This window comes from Paraburkholderia sp. BCC1886 (genome assembly GCF_900996245.1).
Classification (GTDB): domain Bacteria; phylum Pseudomonadota; class Gammaproteobacteria; order Burkholderiales; family Burkholderiaceae; genus Paraburkholderia.
This window is the reverse complement of sequence record NZ_CAAJGK010000074.1, coordinates 98,388-113,759: the sequence shown is the minus strand read 5'-3', so window position 1 is coordinate 113,759 and position 15,372 is coordinate 98,388. Positions and strand designations below refer to the sequence as shown.

Genomic DNA, 15,372 nt, shown 5'->3' with positions numbered 1-15,372 from the left:
CGGTTGATGTGCTGTCACATCGCGTTCGAACGGCTTTGCACGGAAGCAATGAAGCGGAGATACGAATGACGATGGAACAGACGGCTGGCAAGCCGAAAAAAACGATGCTGGTCAAACATGCGGACGTGCTGGTCACGATGGACGGCGCCCGGCGCGAACTGCGCGACGGCGGCCTGTATATCGAAGACAACCGGATCGTCGCGGTAGGACCGACGCACGAACTGCCGCATAGCGCGGACGAAGTGCTGGACATGCGTGGACACCTGGTCATTCCAGGGCTCGTCAACACGCATCACCACATGTATCAAAGCCTGACGCGCGCCATTCCCGCCGCGCAGAACGCCGAGTTGTTCGGCTGGCTCACCAGCCTCTACAAGGTGTGGGCGAACCTCACACCGGAGATGATCGAAGTCTCCACGTTGACGGCGATGGCCGAGCTGTTGCTGTCCGGTTGCACGACGTCGAGCGACCATCTGTATATCTATCCGAACGGCAGTCGCCTCGACGACAGCATCGTCGCAGCGCGCCGGATCGGCATGCGTTTTCATGCGGCGCGCGGCAGCATGAGCGTCGGTCAGAAAGACGGTGGCCTGCCGCCCGATTCGGTGGTCGAGCGCGAGGACGATATCTTGCGCGACACGCAGCGCCTGATCGAGACGTATCACGACGAAGCGCGTTACGCGATGCTGCGCGTGGTCGTCGCGCCGTGTTCGCCGTTCTCGGTGAGCCGTGACCTGATGCGCGAAGCCGCGGTGATGGCGCGTCATTACGGCGTGTCGTTGCACACCCATCTGGCCGAGAACGTCAACGACATCGCGTATAGCCGCGAAAAGTTCGGCATGACGCCGGCGGAGTACGCGGAAGATCTGGGCTGGGTCGGCCACGATGTATGGCACGCGCACTGTGTGCAACTCGACGACGCGGGCATCGCCCTGTTTGCCCGTACCGGGACGGGCGTCGCGCATTGTCCGTGTTCGAACATGCGCCTCGCGTCGGGCATTGCGCCGGTCAAGCGGATGCGGCTCGCGGGTGTGCCGGTGGGTTTGGGCGTCGACGGTTCGGCCTCCAACGACGGTGCGCAGATGGTCGCGGAAGTGCGTCAGGCCTTGTTGCTGCAACGGGTCGGCTTCGGTCCCGACGCAATGACCGCACGCGAAGCGCTGGAGATCGCCACGCTGGGCGGCGCGAAGGTGCTGAACCGCGACGATATCGGCGCGCTGGCCCCGGGCATGGCGGCGGATTTCGTGTCGTTCGATCTGCGTCAGCCGCTGTTCGCGGGCGCCTTGCACGACCCCGTCGCGGCACTGGTGTTCTGCGCGCCGTCGCAGGTCAGCCACAGCGTGATCGGCGGCAAGGTGGTGGTGAAAGACGGACAGCTCACGACGCTGGAACTCGGACCGGTCATCGAGCAGCACAACCGGTTGGCCAAGGTGCTCTACGAGTCAGCGACGTAAGCGGAGCACGAAGCGCTCAGGGTTTGTCGATGAGGGTTTTGGTCGCTTCGGCGACCAGACTGCGCAACCAGCGCACCTCATCGGAATAGTGCACGCGCTCGTGCCACAGTTGGTAGTACTGCATCGGCGGGAAGTCGAGCGGCGCGGGCACGACGGTCAGCGGCAGGAACTTCGCGTAGTAATCGGCAAAGAGGCGCGTGGTCGTGAAGATCAGATCGGACTTGATCAGCACGTAAGGCGCCAGATTGAAGTACGGCAAGGTCACGACCACGTGGCGCTTCAGGCGCTCGCGCGCCAGATGCACGTCGATCGCGCCGCGCTGACCCACCGAGTACGGTGTCGGCGCGAGATGCGGGGCGTTCAGGTACTGGTCGAGCGTGAGCCCGCCGCGTTTGGCGAAGGGATGCGTGCTGCTCATCAGGCAGACGATCTGATCGACGAACAGATTCGACAGGTGCAGTTGCTCCGGCGGCTCCGGCCAGTTGCCCACGACGATGTCGAGCTTGCCGTCTTCCAGCGCGAGTTCGTAGTCGAACGCGGGGCCGAGCGAATGGAACTCGAGCGTTGCGTTCGGCGCGGCCTGGCGGAACCGTTCGACCACCGTCGGCACGAACAGCACGTTCAGGTAATCCGGGCAGCCGATGCGGTAGCAACGAATCGACGTCGCCGGATCGAAGTTGTGCTGCTGGAACTTGATGCGTTCGATTTCGCGCAACGCGTTCTGCACCGGTTCGAGCAGGCGCAGACCGTATTCGGTCGGCACCATGCCGGACTTGCCGCGCACCAGCAGCGGGTCGCCGGTGATGTCGCGCAGCCGGCGCAGCGCAGCGCTGATGGCAGGTTGGGACTGATTCAATTTGACGGCTGCGCGCGTCACGCTGCGCTCCATCAACAAGGTATGCAAGACGCGTAATAAATACGTATCGATCGCCTCGCGTTGCTGACTCATGACTTCTCCGAAATATATGTTCTGGCTGATCGAGTGGTTGCGGGGGTATATGACTTTTAATATGAACGAAAAGCCGCGTCAAGGGTGGGATACCCGCGGAACGCGCATTGGCGCGGGTTTGCGGGGAATTTTGATGGCTCGACTGACTGGGTCGAATTAGGTATTGTCATCCGGTTGTGGTGACGGATCGGCCGCCGACGAGGTGGGCGGACGCGATATAACCGGCAGTCACTGACGTACTACGGAATCACATGAGCGACTCTTCTTATAGCGACGGCGCCGCCGCGCAGCCGGTAACCAGGCCGGAACAGGCGGCGCCCCGGTTGATGCTCAAGGGCATCACCAAACAGTACCCGGCCGTGCGGGCCAACGACGACGTCACGTTGATCGTCGCGCCGGGAGAAATCCACGCCGTGCTCGGCGAGAACGGCGCCGGCAAAAGCACGCTGATGAAGGTGATCTACGGCGCGGTACGGCCCGACGCCGGCGAGATTCGCTGGGAGGGTCAGCCGGTCGACATCGCCAATCCGGCGGCCGCGCGCAAGCTCGGCATCGGCATGGTGTTCCAGCATTTTTCGCTGTTCGAGACGCTCACGGTCGGCGAGAACATCGCGCTCGCCCTCGACGAGCCGTTCGATCTGAAGACGCTGGCAAGGCGCATTCGCGAGGTGTCGGCCGATTACGGTCTCGACATCGACCCGCAGCGTCACGTGCACAGTCTCACGGTGGGCGAGCGGCAGCGCGTGGAGATCGTGCGTTGCCTGCTGCAGAATCCGCGTCTGCTGATTATGGACGAACCGACTTCGGTGCTCACCCCGCAAGCGGTCCGTAAGCTGTTCGAGACGCTTCGTCGACTCGCGGCCGAAGGCTGTAGCATCCTCTACATCAGCCACAAGCTCGACGAAATCCAGGAACTGTGCGACACCGCGACGGTGATGCGCGGCGGCCGCGTGACCGGTCACGTCACACCGAAACAGGAAACCCACGCGTCGCTCGCGCAGTTGATGGTCGGCCATTCGCTGCCTGACTACACGCGTCGCGAGCATCGTCCGGGCGCCGTGCTGCTCGACGTGAAGCAGTTGTCGGCGGCGAGCGACGACCCGTTCGGCACGTCGCTCGACAACGTGTCGTTCGGCGTGCATGCGGGCGAGATCTTCGGGATCGCGGGCGTGTCGGGTAACGGCCAGGCGGAATTGCTGTCGGCGCTGTCGGGCGAAAAGCGCGGCACGCGCGCCGACGCGGTGACGATCTGCGGCAAGGCGGCAGGGCGCCTTGGCGCCGGCGGCCGCCGCGCGCTCGGCCTCGGCTTTGTGCCGGAAGAGCGGCTAGGCCGCGGCGCGGTGCCGGCCATGACGCTGTCGGAAAACGCGCTGCTCACCGCGCATCGTCAGCAGATGGTGAAGACCGGCTGGATCAGGACCGGTGCGATGCGCGCGTTCGCGAAGCGTTGCATCGAAGCCTTCGACGTCCGCTGCGGCGGCACCGAAGCGCTCGCGCAAAGCCTGTCCGGCGGCAATTTGCAAAAGTACATCATGGGTCGCGAGATTCTGCAGGCGCCCAAGGTGCTGGTCGTCGCGCAGCCGACATGGGGCGTCGACGTCGGCGCGGCGGCGTTCATCCGCCAGCAGTTGCTGGACCTGTCCGCGCGCGGCGTGGCGATTCTGGTGATCTCCGAAGAGCTGGAAGAGTTGTTCGACATTTGCGACCGCATCGCGGTGCTCGCGGGCGGGCGGCTTTCGCCGGTGCGCGCGACCGGCGCGACCAATGCCGAAGAAATCGGCCGCTGGATGGCGGGTCTGTTCGGCGAGCGCGAGGGCACGGCGCCCTCCGCGGAACTGCCGGCGCATGCCTGAGCGCCGGCTCACGCAAAGCGTCAGGCCCGGCGCGAAGCCAGACCGAACCTAATCCCATTAGCAACACCAGAACTCAATCAGGCGACACGTCCCCATGATTCTTCCGTATCGACTCGAAGCCCGCACGACGCCCTCGCGTACGATGCAGCTCGCCGTCCCGCTGATCGCCGCCGTGCTGACGCTCGCCATCGGCTTCCTGATTTTCAGCCTCGTCGGCCGCGACCCGCTCGAGGCCATGCACGCGTTCTTCATCGAACCGCTGTCGAGCGCGAACGGCTGGTCCGAGCTGCTGCTCAAGGCCTCGCCGCTTTGCCTGATCGGTCTCGGTCTTGCGGTCGGTTATCGCGCGAATGTCTGGAACATCGGCGCTGAAGGGCAGATGTTGCTCGGCGGCATTGCCGCGAGCGGCATCGCGATCTATTTCGATCAGGCCACCGGCTGGTGGATCCTGCCGACCATGATGATCGCCGGCGTGCTCGGCGGCATGGCGTGGGCCGCGATTCCCGCGCTGCTCAAAAGCCGCTTCAACACCAACGAGATTCTCGTCAGCCTGATGCTCACGTACGTGGCCACGCAGTTGCTCATTTATCTCGTGAGCGGTCCGTGGCGCGATCCGCAGGGCATGAACTTCCCGCTCTCGGAGATGTTCAGCGGCGACATGCTCTATCCGACTTTTGCCGGCGACTGGCACATCAAATGGCTGCGCGGCACCCGTCTGAACGCGTCGGTGTTCGTCACGCTGGTCGCGATTCCGCTCGTGTGGCTGTTCATGCGCAAAAGCTTCGCGGGCTACCGGATGAACGTCGGCGGCCTCGCGCCGCTCGCCGCGCGCTACGCCGGTTTCTCCGACAAGAAAACCATCTGGACCTCGCTGCTGATCAGCGGCGGTCTCGCGGGCCTCGCCGGCATGGGCGAGATTGCCGGCCCGATCGGCCAGTTGCAGGCGACCTGGTCGCCGGGCTATGGCTTCACGGCGATCATCGTGGTGTTCGTCGGACGGTTGCATCCGGTCGGCATCGTGCTCGCGAGTCTGTTGATGGCGCTGCTGTATCTCGGCGGCGAAGCGGTGCAGACCTCGATGCAGTTGCCGCAGGCGCTTTCCGGCGTGTTCCAGGGGCTGTTGCTGTTCTGCCTGCTGGGTGCCGACCTGTTCGTGAACTACCGTGTGCGGCGCCGTTCGCTGGCCGTGTAAGTTCGCCGTTTCTCTCGCCACGCATTTGCCATAAAAACACAGGCCGGATTCCCATGGACATTCAACAAGCCAGCGCGCTCACCTCGAGCGCCGTCACCGCCGCGATCCCGCTGATGTTCGCGGGCGCGGGCGAACTCATCACCGAGAAGTCGGGCGTGCTCAACCTCGGCGTCGAAGGCATGATGCTGATGGGCGCGGTCACCGGCTACGCGGTCACTTCCGTCACCGGCAGCCCGTGGCTCGGCGTGCTTGCCGCGATCGGCGCGGGACTCGCCATGTCGCTGCTGTTCGCGTTTCTCACGCTCACCATGCTCGCCAACCAGGTCGCCACCGGCCTGTCGCTGACCATCTTCGGCATCGGGCTGTCGGCGTATGTCGGCAAGCCCTACACCTCGGCTGCCGTGCGCGCCACCATCGACACGTGGACCATTCCCGGTCTCTCGAAGATTCCGGTCATCGGCCCGGCGTTTTTCAGTCTCACGCCGCTCGACTATCTGGCCTTCATCATGTTCGCGGTGATCGGCTGGTTCCTGTACCGCACGCGCGCCGGGCTCGTGTTGCGCTCGGTCGGCGAGTCGCCGCAAGTGGCGCACTCGGTCGGTTTTCCAGTGATCGGCGTGCGCTACGGCGCGGTGGCGTTCGGCGGCGGCATGGCGGGTCTGGCCGGCGGCTATTACTCGATCGTCAATCTGCACCTGTGGCAGGAACAACTCACCTCGGGGCGCGGCTGGATTGCGCTCGCGCTCGTGGTATTCGCAACGTGGCGGCCGGGGCGTCTGCTGATCGGCGCGCTGCTGTTCGGCGCGGTGACCGGCTTGCAGTTTTACGCGCAGGCCATCGGCGTGCCGGTGCCGACGCAATTCCTCGCGATGCTGCCGTATATCGCAACCGTGGTCGTGCTGGTGCTGATCTCGCGCAATCCGAACACGATTCGCCTGAACGCGCCGGCCTCGCTCGCGAAGCCGTTTTTCTCGGCCGGTTGAGCCGTTTTTTGCGATTCGTTTTTGTCGATCTTTGTCATCGCACGAAGCCGGTCGCACGTTTTACCTCCTTGCATCAGCAAGACATAAGCACACTCAATAACCATGACGGGAGAAACCATGAAGAGAAGAAATCTGCTCACCGCGTTTGCCTGGGGCGCCGCCGCGCTGGCACTCGCCGCGCCGCTCGCGCAATCGGCGCAGGCGGCCGACGTGCCGGGCGTCGCGTTCGTCTACCTCGGCAATCCGGGTGACGCAGGCTGGACCTTCGCGCACGATCAGGGCTCGAAAGAAGCGGAAGCGAAGTTCGGCAACAAGGTAAAGATCACGCGCATCGAGAACGTGCCGGAATCGGCCGACTCCGAACGCGTCTTTCGCGATCTGGCGAACAAGGGCAACAAGATCATCATCGGTTCGAGCTTCGGCTATCAGGACTTCGAGTTGAAGGTCGCGAAGGATTTCCCCGACACGGTGTTCCTGCATGCAACCGGCTACAAGAAGGCGCCGAACTTCGGCACCTACGACGTGCGCATGTATCAGGGCGCGTATCTGGCCGGCGTCGCCGCGGGCTACGTGACGAAGACCAACACGCTCGGCTTCGTGGCGTCGGTACCGATTCCGGAAGTGATCCGCAACATCAATGCGTACACGCTCGGCGCGCGTTCGGTGAATCCGAAGATTCATACCAAGGTCATCTGGATCAACAGCTGGTTCGATCCGGGCAAGGAAAAGCAGGCGGCTGAAACGCTGATCGGGCAGGGCGCCGACGTGCTGTTGCAGAACACCGATTCGAGCGCGACGCTCGCGACCGCTTCGGAAAAGCACGTGCACGCGTTCGGCTGGGATTCGGACATGAAGAAGTTCGGCCCCGACGCGCATCTGGGCTCGGTGGTCGGCCATTGGGGCGTGTACTACTCGGCGGCGATCCAGCAGGTGCTGGACGGCAAGTGGAAGAACGATCCGGTGTGGTGGGGCCTGCCGCAAAAAGCGGTCGATCTGGAAGACATCAACACGTCGGCGATCCCGGCTGACGGGCAGAAACAGGTCACGGCGAAGCGCGACGCGCTCGTTAGCGGCAAGTGGGATGTCTTCACGGGCCCGATCAAGGATCAGTCAGGTGCGGTGAAAGTGCCGGCGGGCAAGACGCTGGGCGACGCGGATCTGCAACGCGTGAACTGGTACGTGGAAGGCGTGGACGGTTCGCTGCCCAAGTAAGCGGTTTCGCTGCTGCAACAACAAAAAAGCTGCGTCCAGGGACGCAGCTTTTTTTTCGACTCGAGGTCGCGCGTATAAAGGTAGAAGGCGAGATAGCCCTATCTACCGCCCGAGCGACGTCGAGCGACGTCAATCGATGCGCAAGCCTACCTTCAGCGTGACCTGCCAGTAAGCGACTTTGTCGTTCTCGATCTGGCCTCGGGTTTCGGTCACTTCGAACCAGTGCAGATTGCGCAGGGTCTTGGAAGCTTTGGCAATCGCGGTGCTCACGGCGTGTTCGATCGACTCGGTCGACGAGCCCGTCAGTTCGATCTGTTTGTAGACGTGGTCAGACATGGACTTTCTCCTTCCGATGTTCATCGGTGTGCAAAAAGTGGAAGCAACCGGCCGCACGAGACGACCTATGCATGGACGAATGAAGACGCACGTCGCATGCCCGATACCGGAGCGGGTCGGCTTCACGATAACCTGCTAAAATATTGGGTTTTTCGCCGATATCACATTCAAAGGGACGCGCCGTGCTGTCTACCGCCAATATCACCATGCAATTCGGGCCCAAGCCCCTCTTCGAGAACATCTCGGTCAAATTCGGAGGTGGGAACCGCTATGGCCTGATCGGTGCGAACGGCTGCGGCAAATCCACCTTCATGAAAATTCTGGGTAGCGACCTGGAACCCAGCTCGGGCAACGTGATGCTCGAACCGAACATCCGCCTCGGCAAGCTGCGTCAGGACCAGTTCGCGTACGAAGACGTGCGCGTGCTCGACGTGGTGATGATGGGCCACGCGGAAATGTGGGCCGCGATGACGGAGCGCGACGCGATCTACGCGAACCCCGACGCGACCGACGACGACTACATGCAGGCCGCCGAACTCGAAGCGAAGTTCGCCGAGTACGACGGCTACACGGCCGAAGCGCGCGCGGGCGAGTTGCTGCTCGGCATCGGCATCGCCATCGAAGACCACAACGGTTTGATGAGCAACGTGGCGCCGGGCTGGAAACTGCGCGTGCTGCTCGCGCAGGCGCTGTTTTCGAAGCCGGACGTGCTGCTGCTCGACGAGCCGACCAACAACCTGGACATCAACTCGATCCGCTGGCTGGAAGACGTACTCAACCAGTACAACTCGACGATGATCATCATTTCGCACGATCGCCACTTCCTGAACCAGGTGTGCACGCACATGGCCGACATGGACTTCGGCACGTTGAAGGTCTATCCGGGCAATTACGACGACTACATGCTGGCCAGCACGCAGGCGCGCGAGCGTCAGCAGAACGCCAACGCGAAGGCCAAGGAACGCGTGGCCGACCTGCAGGACTTCGTGCGCCGCTTCTCGGCGAACAAGTCGAAGGCGCGTCAGGCCACCAGCCGTCTGAAGATGATCGACAAGATCAAGATCGAGGAATTCAAGCCGTCGTCGCGGCAAAATCCGTTTATCCGCTTCGAGTACGAGAAGAAGCTGCACAACATCGCGGTGGTGGCGGACAAGATCTCGAAGAAATACGAGCGCACTATTTTCAACGACTTCAGCCTCAGCGTGCAGCCGGGCGAGCGTATCGCGATCATCGGCGAGAACGGCGCGGGCAAGACCACGCTGCTGCGCTCGCTGCTCGGCAAGCTCACGCTCGATCACGGCACGGTGAAGTGGGCCGAGAACGCGAACATCGGCTACATGCCGCAAGACACGTACGAAGAATTTCCGGACGACGTCACGCTGATGGACTGGATCGACGGCTACCGCAAGGAAGGCGACGACGAGCAGATGGTGCGCGGCACGCTCGGCCGGCTGCTCTTCAACGCGGACGATATTCGCAAGTCGGTGAAGGTGCTGTCGGGCGGCGAGAAAGGCCGCATGATCTGGGGCAAGCTGATGCTCGGCCGCCACAACGTGCTGCTGATGGACGAGCCGACCAACCACATGGACATGGAGTCGATCGAGTCGCTGCAGATCGCGCTGGATAAATTCGAAGGCACGCTGATTTTCGTGTCGCACGACCGCGAGTTCGTGAGCGGCTTGGCGAACCGCGTGATCGAAGTGAAGACCGATGGTTCGTTGAACGACTTCGGTGGGAATTACGAAGACTTTCTGGCGAGCCAGGGGGTGCAGTAAGCCTTATAGGTCTCGCTTCTGCCCGAATAAAAGCCCGCTTCTCACGAAGCGGGCTTTTTTCATAGGTGCGACAGACTGTCGCAACGCGATCAGGCTTCTACAACGCTTGATGCGTATCAACATCGCGCTGGACGGCAACTTCCACAATCTCCGCATGCATATAAAACATCGGGGAACATCATGAAGTCATCGTTCAGGCAAAGTAGTCAGGTAGCAGCATCCATCGCCCTCGCATGCGCTTGCGCATTCACCTCGCCGGCTCAGGCGCAAACCGTCACCAGCAACGACACGATGAGCGGCATTCACGCCGGCGACGTGCTCGTGCGTCTACGTGCCATCAGCATCGTGCCGCAGGCCAGCACGACCGGAACGCTCTCGACCCTCGGCGTCGACGTGAACAACGCGACGGTCCCGGAACTCGACTTCACCTACATGATTCGCGACAACATCGGTGTCGAACTGATTCTCGGCACGTCACGCCATCAGGTGACGTCGGATATCGGCAGCCTGGGTGGCGTGAACGTGCTGCCGCCGACGCTGCTGCTTCAATATCACTTTAATCACGCCGGGCGCGTGCGGCCGTATGTCGGCGCGGGGCTCAACTACACGCTGTTCTACAACAACGGCCTGCAGGCCGGCGGTCAACCCGTGTCGATCGGCAATCACAGCTTCGGGCCCGCGTTGCAGGCGGGCGTGGACGTGCAGGTGACGAAATCGCTCTTCGTCAACGCGGACATCAAGAAAATCTGGATGCATACGGATGCGTCGCTCGGCGGCCAGCCGCTCGGCCGGCTGAGCATCGATCCGCTGGTGGTCGGGTTCGGCGTGGGGATGCGCTTCTAGGCAAGCGCCGGTAAGCCAGAACCGCTTACAGCTTGTCGTTCCTGAAGCGCATGGCGGTGCCTTCCCGCTCGATGCGCAGCCACACCGCGCGCTTTTCCTCGTCGCTCAGGAACACCCAGTTGGACACTTCACCGGCCGTGCGGCCACAGCCCTTACAAACGTCGTCGAACAGCGTGGAACAGACGCCGATGCACGGGCTATCGGGGAGATCGTGAAGATTCGAGGACATCGGAAACCTTGAGGCGTGGAAGCGGAGTGCCGCTATGTTAGCCGATGCCTCCATTCCACGCCGCCCAAAGGGCTTTAACGCGCGATGCTGTACCCGATGCGCGCCATCCAGTGCTGCCGGTTGTTGTAGTCCAGCAGATCTTCGCCGTAACCGTTGAAATAGCCCACCCACAAATAGCCGCCCCATGCGCTGCCCAGCAGTTTGGCGAGCGGGTAGGTGAATTGCGAATCCACGCTGCCGTACCAGTGTTTGGTGCCTTTGCGGATCGTCGTGGCGAGTTGCCAGCCGTCGGGGCTGCCGTACTTGATCAACAGATCGACATAACCGCGGTAATCCGCGATATCGGGGTTGTTGCTCGTGCCAAGGTAGTAATAGAACTTCGGCGATACGGTCAGGTGATTCGCGGCCAGGTCGCCGAACTCCCAGGTCGGCCGAATGAACGGCATGTTAATGCTGCGCGAATCCGGATCGGCTTTGCCGTTCGATTCATGCGCAATACCCGCGGCGAAGCCCATCCGCGTGAAGAAGGGACTCTTCCAGCCGGTATCCGGCACGTAGTAGAACAGTTGCGGCGAATACGTCGTATCGCGGAACGGACGGGACGCCGCCGACAGATCCCAGATCGACGTCTGCGTATAGGCGAAGTACAGGTTGTCGACGAGACCCTTCGAGCGCAGATCGTCCGGAATCCGCAGCCGGTATTTGAAGCTCAGTTGCAGGCGCGCATTGGTGTCGCCGTTGTGTCCGGCCGCGAAGTACATCGGCTCGTAATAGGACAGATGCGCGAGCACGCCGCGTCCCATGGTGCTGAGCGAATCGCCGGGCGGCGAGATCGCGTCGCCGGTAGGCCCATCGACCACCGCGGCGGTGGCGGCGACCTGCGCGGGCGTGGTGGCCTGCGCTTCCGCGCGTTCGGCCTGCGCGACCGCTTCCTGCTGCGGGCCGCGATTGATGCTGACCAGTGCGGGCGACGCGTCGAAGCCGACCGGATCGATGCGCACCTCGCCGCGCGCCGACTGCGGCCAGGCCGCCGAGAAGCGCACCTTGCGGAACTGACCGGGCCGCAGACGCAGCGTGCCGGGCACGCCCGGCTCGCGGGTCAGCTCGAGCGGCTGGGCGGCCTGTTCGCCGCTGTTCAGACTCACGCGGATGCTCGGCGGGACCACGACGGTCAACGGTTTGGCATCGTCGGCCGAGTACAGCAGTGTGATCTGCAAGGGCTCGTTGGCAGCCGCAATGCGCGCGGGTTGCAGCATCGCCACGGTCGCACGTGCCTCGCCCGAGAACGCGGCGACCGCGAACAGCGTGGAGAAAAGCGTGGCGCGCGAGACGCGCGGAACGGCGCCGGCAACCGATCGGGCCGGGGCCGTCAGTAAAGACAGACGAGCCGGGCGGGCATAGGCGCCGTCAGGGCGGGCGGAGGAAGCGTGAAAGCGCATGGGCTATCGTCCAGAGCAAGGCAACACGCGAAACGACGCGGCGGCGCACCAGGTCAGGGAGGGGAATAACAGCCGGATATCGGCGGAATCAAAGCCGAATCGAAGCCAAGCCACAACCCAAAACCCGCGTCCACGCAGTGAATCGCGCGTGCGAAAAGCGCATGAAAGCGCGAAAGTGACACAAGAAAAACAAGGCACAAAAACGGCTGCCGAACCAACCCGGCAGCCGCCTGAAACTCGATCGTCCGACCGTCTCGACACGATGTTGGAGGTCGAACGAACGTACTGAAAAACTCACGTCATGCCCATGGACCGCGCGACCGGTCTCGCACTGCTCACACGCCGGCTGCCAGTTGCCACAGCAGCGCCCCGTTCAACGTGACGATGAACGCAGCCGACAGCCACGCCAGCACGAGCGGCATGCCGCGCACCTGCCAGCCGCGCATCAGACCCGCATTGGATGCGAAACGGATCAACGGCACCACGGCGAGCGGCAATTGCAGACTCAATACGACCTGACTGGCCACCAGCAACTGGTTCGATCCGCGTTGACCGAACAGCGCGACCGCCAGCAGCGCGGGCCCGATCGCCAGCGCGCGCGTGAGCAACGCGCGCTTCCAGCGCGGCAGGCGAATGCGCAGAAACCCTTCCATCACCGCCTGGCCGGCCAGCGTGCCGGTCACGGTGGCGCTCAGTCCGCACGCGAGCAGCGCCGCCGCGAACAGAATGCCGGCCCAGTGCGTGCCCACCAGCGGCGCGATCAACCGGTGCGCATCGGCGAGGTCGGTAACGTCGCGATGGCCGTTCGTATAGAACACCGCCGCCGCGACGATCAGGAGCGCCGCGTTGATCACGAACGCAAAGGAAAGCGAACCGAAAGTGTCCAGATTGACCACCTGCAACGCCGCCTTGATTTCTTCGTCGCTGCCCTGCGGCGCATGGTGCTTGACGAGCGCCGAGTGCAAGTAAAGGTTGTGCGGCATCACGGTCGCGCCGACGATGCCCGCCGCCAGCCACACCATGCCCGCGTTGCGCAGCAGCGCCATGCTGGGCGCCGAGCCCGCCAGCGCGGCATGCCAGTCGGGCCGCGCCAGCGCAAGCTGGATCACGAAGCACAGCCCGACGAAGCCGATCAGCGCGGCGATTACCGCTTCGAGTTTGCGGCCGCTTTTCTGCTGCAGCGCGAGCAGCGCAAACGTGCAGACAGCGGACATGAGCACGCCGACCGTCAGCGACACACCGAGTAGCATTTGCAACGCGACGGCGCTGCCGACCACTTCGGCGACATCGCAGGCGATGATCGCCACCTCGCTGGTCAGCCAGAGAAAGAGGGTCGTGCGGCGGCTCGTGCGCTCGCGGCAGATCTGCGCGAGGTCGCGCCCGGTCACCACGCCTAAACGCGAAGAGAGCCATTGCAGCAGCATCGCCATCAGGCTCGACAGCAGCACGATGCCCAGCAACTGATAGCCATAGCCCGCGCCCGCGGCGAGCGCGGTGGCCCGGATCGATATAACCGACGGCAATCAATGCGCCCGCGCCAACGAACGAGAACCAGTGCGCCGGACGTGCCTGACCCGGCACGGGCGGTCGCCGGCGCCGGTTCGGTCGCAGCTCGAAGGGGTTGCTGTTCATCGATACCTGAAGGTTGAGCTAAAGCTTATTGCAAGCCGCGTGCCTGGTATTCGTCGGCTTCGCGCGAGCCGCTGCCGGCTCCCCTGCATCGGCGATCTTTTTTTCGGGTGGACACACGCTCATAACCCGCTAAAATTGCGCGCAAATTTCGCATCGTCCAGAGTCCGGCTGTTCCATCCACACGACAGCGCGGGATTATTTTTGGTGCGCGCAATAATTGAGGGTAGTGGTCGGATTTTCAGGGGAGCCGCGCGCATCGTGCCGCGGCGTGGGCGCAGACGGTCCGCTCGGGCCGCTCAGGATCGGAGAACGGGATGAAAAGACGGGTAGTAGGGCAAGTGGCGGCGCTAATGCTGTTGGCCACGCCGTGGTTGACGGCCACCGCCAAAGATACGCAGCTGAACGTGTACAACTGGTCCGATTACATCGCGAAGGACACGATTCCCAACTTCACCAAACAGACCGGCGTGACGGTCAAATACGACAACTACGACAGCGACGACACGCTGCAGGCCAAGCTCCTCACCGGCAATTCGGGCTACGACATCGTCGTGCCGACCAGCAACTACGCCGGCAAGCAGATCGCCGCCGGCATCTTCGCGCCGCTCGACAAATCGAAGCTGCCGAACCTCAAATACCTCGATCCCTCGCTGATGGCGCTGGTCGCCGGCGCCGATCCGGGCAACAAGTACGTGGTGCCCTGGGCCTACGGCACGACCGGGCTCGGCTACAACGTCACCAAGGCGCAGCAGCTGCTCGGCAAGAACGTTCCGCTCGATAACTGGGACATCCTGTTCAAGCCGGAAAACATCTCGAAGCTGAAGGCCTGCGGCGTCTCGGTGCTCGACGCGCCGGACCAGATGTTCGCCGCCGCGCTGCACTACATCGGCAAGGATCCGATGAGTACGAACCCGGCCGACTATCGCGCCGCGCTCGACATGATGAAGAAAATCCGCCCGTACATCACGCAGTTCAACTCGTCCGGTTACATCAACGACCTGGTGGGCGGCGACGTGTGCTTTGCCTACGGCTGGTCGGGCGACGTCGTGATCGCCAAGCATCGCGCGGTCGAGGCGAAGAAGAGCTACAAGGTCGAGTACTACATTCCGAAGGGCGGCGCGCCGGTGTGGTTCGACGTGATGGCGATTCCGAAGGACGCGAAGAACAAGGAAGCCGCGCTCGAGTGGATCAACTACATCGAAACGCCGCAGGTGCACGCCGCGATCACCAACGAGGTGTATTACCCGAGCGCCAACCTCGAAGCGCGCAAGTACGTGGCCAAGGACGTCGCGAACGACCCAGCCGTGTATCCGTCGCCGGACACCATCAAGACGCTGTTCCTGCTCAAGCCTTTGCCGCCGGAAATCCAGCGGCTGCAAACGCGGCTGTGGACCGAATTCAAGTCCGGCCGCTAAGCGCGCGGCATGAATGTACGGTAAGCATCATCATGAAGCCCCCGGTGTCCACCGGGGGCT

Annotated in this window: 12 protein-coding genes and 1 pseudogene; 8 read left to right on the top strand and 5 right to left on the bottom strand. The window is 63.1% G+C overall.

What is annotated here, in order from left to right; all coding sequences use genetic code 11:
- Positions 1-65: 65 nt before the first annotated feature.
- The gene (locus FQ746_RS25090) at positions 66-1,454 is read left to right on the top strand and encodes an 8-oxoguanine deaminase (protein ID WP_144112469.1); all 1,389 of its coding nucleotides are present in this window, start codon (positions 66-68) and stop codon (positions 1,452-1,454) included.
- A gap of 16 nt (positions 1,455-1,470) precedes the next feature.
- On the opposite strand, the gene FQ746_RS25085 is transcribed toward FQ746_RS25090, so the two are convergent.
- Positions 1,471-2,403, bottom strand: coding sequence for a LysR substrate-binding domain-containing protein (locus tag FQ746_RS25085; RefSeq protein ID WP_144112467.1), 933 nt, complete (start codon positions 2,401-2,403; stop codon positions 1,471-1,473).
- Between the two features lie 251 nt (positions 2,404-2,654).
- Between FQ746_RS25085 and FQ746_RS25080 the strand changes: the two genes are divergently transcribed.
- The 4 genes from FQ746_RS25080 to FQ746_RS25065 all read left to right on the top strand — a co-directional run bounded on the left by FQ746_RS25080 (position 2,655) and on the right by FQ746_RS25065 (position 7,643).
- Positions 2,655-4,256: an ABC transporter ATP-binding protein gene (locus FQ746_RS25080; RefSeq protein ID WP_144112465.1), complete on the top strand. Its 1,602-nt coding sequence runs from the start codon at positions 2,655-2,657 to the stop codon at positions 4,254-4,256.
- A gap of 94 nt (positions 4,257-4,350) precedes the next feature.
- On the top strand, positions 4,351-5,448 hold the full coding sequence (locus FQ746_RS25075) for an ABC transporter permease (protein WP_144112463.1): 1,098 nt from the start codon (positions 4,351-4,353) through the stop codon (positions 5,446-5,448).
- Between the two features lie 53 nt (positions 5,449-5,501).
- Complete coding sequence (locus FQ746_RS25070) at positions 5,502-6,431, top strand: ABC transporter permease (RefSeq protein ID WP_144112461.1); 930 nt, start codon at positions 5,502-5,504, stop codon at positions 6,429-6,431.
- 117 nt (positions 6,432-6,548) lie between these two features.
- Positions 6,549-7,643, top strand: coding sequence for a BMP family ABC transporter substrate-binding protein (locus tag FQ746_RS25065; RefSeq protein WP_144112459.1), 1,095 nt, complete (start codon positions 6,549-6,551; stop codon positions 7,641-7,643).
- Positions 7,644-7,772: 129 nt separating this feature from the next.
- On the opposite strand, the gene FQ746_RS25060 is transcribed toward FQ746_RS25065, so the two are convergent.
- Complete coding sequence (locus tag FQ746_RS25060; RefSeq protein WP_144112457.1) at positions 7,773-7,979, bottom strand: dodecin; 207 nt, start codon at positions 7,977-7,979, stop codon at positions 7,773-7,775.
- Positions 7,980-8,161: 182 nt separating this feature from the next.
- On the opposite strand from FQ746_RS25060, the gene FQ746_RS25055 reads away from it, so the two are divergent.
- Both FQ746_RS25055 and FQ746_RS25050 read left to right on the top strand, forming a co-directional pair.
- Positions 8,162-9,754, top strand: a complete 1,593-nt coding sequence (locus tag FQ746_RS25055; protein ID WP_144112455.1) for an ABC-F family ATPase — start codon at positions 8,162-8,164, stop codon at positions 9,752-9,754.
- 180 nt (positions 9,755-9,934) lie between these two features.
- On the top strand, positions 9,935-10,597 hold the full coding sequence (locus FQ746_RS25050) for an OmpW/AlkL family protein (protein ID WP_144112453.1): 663 nt from the start codon (positions 9,935-9,937) through the stop codon (positions 10,595-10,597).
- 25 nt (positions 10,598-10,622) lie between these two features.
- Here FQ746_RS25050 and FQ746_RS25045 read toward each other — a convergent pair whose 3' ends face one another.
- From FQ746_RS25045 to FQ746_RS25035, 3 genes and pseudogenes are all read right to left on the bottom strand, one after another.
- Positions 10,623-10,826 (bottom strand): DUF1289 domain-containing protein, encoded by a 204-nt coding sequence (locus FQ746_RS25045; RefSeq protein WP_144112451.1) that lies wholly within the window; start codon positions 10,824-10,826, stop codon positions 10,623-10,625.
- 74 nt (positions 10,827-10,900) lie between these two features.
- A complete protein-coding gene (locus tag FQ746_RS25040) occupies positions 10,901-12,265 on the bottom strand; it encodes a phospholipase A (protein ID WP_144112449.1) in 1,365 nt (454 codons plus the stop codon).
- A gap of 335 nt (positions 12,266-12,600) precedes the next feature.
- A pseudogene (locus FQ746_RS25035) lies at positions 12,601-13,897 on the bottom strand (Nramp family divalent metal transporter).
- Positions 13,898-14,211: 314 nt separating this feature from the next.
- On the opposite strand from FQ746_RS25035, the gene FQ746_RS25030 reads away from it, so the two are divergent.
- Positions 14,212-15,312, top strand: coding sequence for a polyamine ABC transporter substrate-binding protein (locus tag FQ746_RS25030; protein WP_144112447.1), 1,101 nt, complete (start codon positions 14,212-14,214; stop codon positions 15,310-15,312).
- Positions 15,313-15,372: the final 60 nt, after the last annotated feature.

Coding starts and splice junctions, on each gene's coding strand:
- FQ746_RS25050 (WP_144112453.1), top strand. CDS start 9,935: ATGAAGTCATCGTTCAGGCAAAGTAGTCAGGTAGCAGCATCCATCGCC.
- FQ746_RS25080 (WP_144112465.1), top strand. CDS start 2,655: ATGAGCGACTCTTCTTATAGCGACGGCGCCGCCGCGCAGCCGGTAACC.
- FQ746_RS25070 (WP_144112461.1), top strand. CDS start 5,502: ATGGACATTCAACAAGCCAGCGCGCTCACCTCGAGCGCCGTCACCGCC.
- FQ746_RS25060 (WP_144112457.1), bottom strand. CDS start 7,979: ATGTCTGACCACGTCTACAAACAGATCGAACTGACGGGCTCGTCGACC.
- FQ746_RS25065 (WP_144112459.1), top strand. CDS start 6,549: ATGAAGAGAAGAAATCTGCTCACCGCGTTTGCCTGGGGCGCCGCCGCG.
- FQ746_RS25075 (WP_144112463.1), top strand. CDS start 4,351: ATGATTCTTCCGTATCGACTCGAAGCCCGCACGACGCCCTCGCGTACG.
- FQ746_RS25090 (WP_144112469.1), top strand. CDS start 66: ATGACGATGGAACAGACGGCTGGCAAGCCGAAAAAAACGATGCTGGTC.
- FQ746_RS25040 (WP_144112449.1), bottom strand. CDS start 12,265: ATGCGCTTTCACGCTTCCTCCGCCCGCCCTGACGGCGCCTATGCCCGC.
- FQ746_RS25030 (WP_144112447.1), top strand. CDS start 14,212: ATGAAAAGACGGGTAGTAGGGCAAGTGGCGGCGCTAATGCTGTTGGCC.
- FQ746_RS25045 (WP_144112451.1), bottom strand. CDS start 10,826: ATGTCCTCGAATCTTCACGATCTCCCCGATAGCCCGTGCATCGGCGTC.
- FQ746_RS25085 (WP_144112467.1), bottom strand. CDS start 2,403: ATGAGTCAGCAACGCGAGGCGATCGATACGTATTTATTACGCGTCTTG.